Source organism: Neisseria sp. P0009.S007 (assembly GCF_051962515.1).
In genome coordinates, this window is sequence record NZ_JBQCVF010000307.1 from 1 (window position 1) to 1,543 (window position 1,543).

The 1,543-nt window shown below is 43.7% G+C and carries 3 protein-coding genes; all 3 read right to left on the reverse strand.

Going from position 1 to position 1,543, the window contains the following annotated elements:
• On the reverse strand, positions 1 to 127 hold a 127-nt coding region (locus tag ACTHS3_RS12730), incomplete at its 3' end, for a pilus assembly PilX family protein (protein WP_440368107.1).
• Positions 106 to 1,041, reverse strand: coding sequence for a PilW family protein (locus tag ACTHS3_RS12735; protein ID WP_440368105.1), 936 nt, complete (start codon positions 1,039 to 1,041; stop codon positions 106 to 108). The genes ACTHS3_RS12730 and ACTHS3_RS12735, both read right to left, overlap by 22 nt.
• 2 nt (positions 1,042 to 1,043) lie before the next feature.
• The coding region (locus ACTHS3_RS12740; RefSeq protein WP_440368106.1) for a type IV pilus modification protein PilV at positions 1,044 to 1,543 on the reverse strand (500 nt) is incomplete at its 5' end.

Here is a 1,543-nt window from a genome sequence, read left to right on the forward strand (position 1 = left end):
GTTCAGTATTGTAGGACTGGGTAGCTGTGACCACGAGCAGGGCGATGACGACCATCATCATTAAAACGATAAACAAAGCATAGCCCTGCTGCCGGTCGGGTTTAATTAGAGTGATCGGTCGGCGCATACGTTTCCTCCGCGGATGGTGGCATTAATATTATAGATATCGACTTTATTGTCTTGTTCTTTTGATGGGTCAATACTGCCGTTATTCAGTACGATTTGGATAGAGGCCGGAGACTTAGCCTCAGCTGAGATATCCAATGCGTTTTTGTAATCAAATGATTTTGTATTCAATCCGCTGGCAGATGCATTTTCAGAATCAGGACATTCTGCATAGATATAGTGGATATCCATGGTTGTAATGCCTTTAATCAACAGCTGCGGATTATTCCATGAGCCATCATTTGATAATTGGAAACGGAACAAACCGCTCTCTTCGCCAAGCGTGCCAACGGCGTAAGCAATCATTTCATGCTTCATGATGGCGATACTGCCGTCTTGATCAGAGTTGGTAATTTTTAAAGCCGATTTTGCCGCAGCTAAATCTTTAATTACTGTGTGAGGTTTGGCAATGCCGGAGCAGCTGCTGGCAATAGCAGTTTTTGCAGTAGGGTTTGCTTTGTCGATTCCATATTGAAACAGCAGGGCTTTGCCGGTTTGAGCAAAACCTGCATAGCCTAATTTATTGATTTCTTTAATCGGTAACAGATTATTCACACCAGCCGTTTTCAATGTGTATTCATCTGAGCTTTTGTCTTCTGTTACTGCAGAGGCAGGGCAATTAGACATATTGAAGCAGCCGAAATTGCCTGCCATACGCGCATCGCGGACAATCATATTGGCGGCGTTGCGCAAATCTTGTTGGATACCGATACGGGTGTTGGCAGATTTGTTCAATCCGCGTGCAGTAAAGTAGGTGGAGCTGACAGCCATTAAGACAATCATGCTGAGCAGGCTGGCAACCAAAAATTCAAGGATGCTGAAGCCTCGAATAGCGGTTTTATTGGGAATATGGTTGAGTAAGCGTTTATTGTTCATTGTTAGTCTCTTACGCGTGATTGATAGGTATAGACAACGTGATGCCCCGATGTATTGAGATTTTTTGCGGTATTTTCTTCTTCGACATCTTGCAACCATAAAACTTTCACGATGGTTGTGTCGCCTTTGCCATCGCATTTTGCATTGAACCCTTTTTCGTAAGTCGGCTCTGTACCGGAAGAATCTTTGCAGATGGTCGAGAAAACTTGGGCTTCAGGAAGGGCTTTGGCTAAATCGGCTTTAAACTGGGCAATTTGAGCTTGCGCAAGTTGCGCTTTTGTCATTTTGTCTTTAAATTCATTGGTTTGTTTTGATTCTTTCAGTTGTTCAGAGCCGGATGTGATGTAAGTATCATAGGATTTTTTATAACGGGAGGTTTTGTCGCCTGCAGTATCGGTTTCTTCAGAGAGCGTCGGATTGATAAGCATGCCTTCAATCAGATTTTGCGTAATTTGGGCGACGGTGGTTTGATTTTCAGACTCGCGCACGTTGGATACAGTAC

Bases quoted from the DNA above. Each gene is read 5' to 3' on its own strand.
- ACTHS3_RS12735 (WP_440368105.1), bottom strand. From the start codon at position 1,041: ATGAACAATAAACGCTTACTCAACCATATTCCCAATAAAACCGCTATT.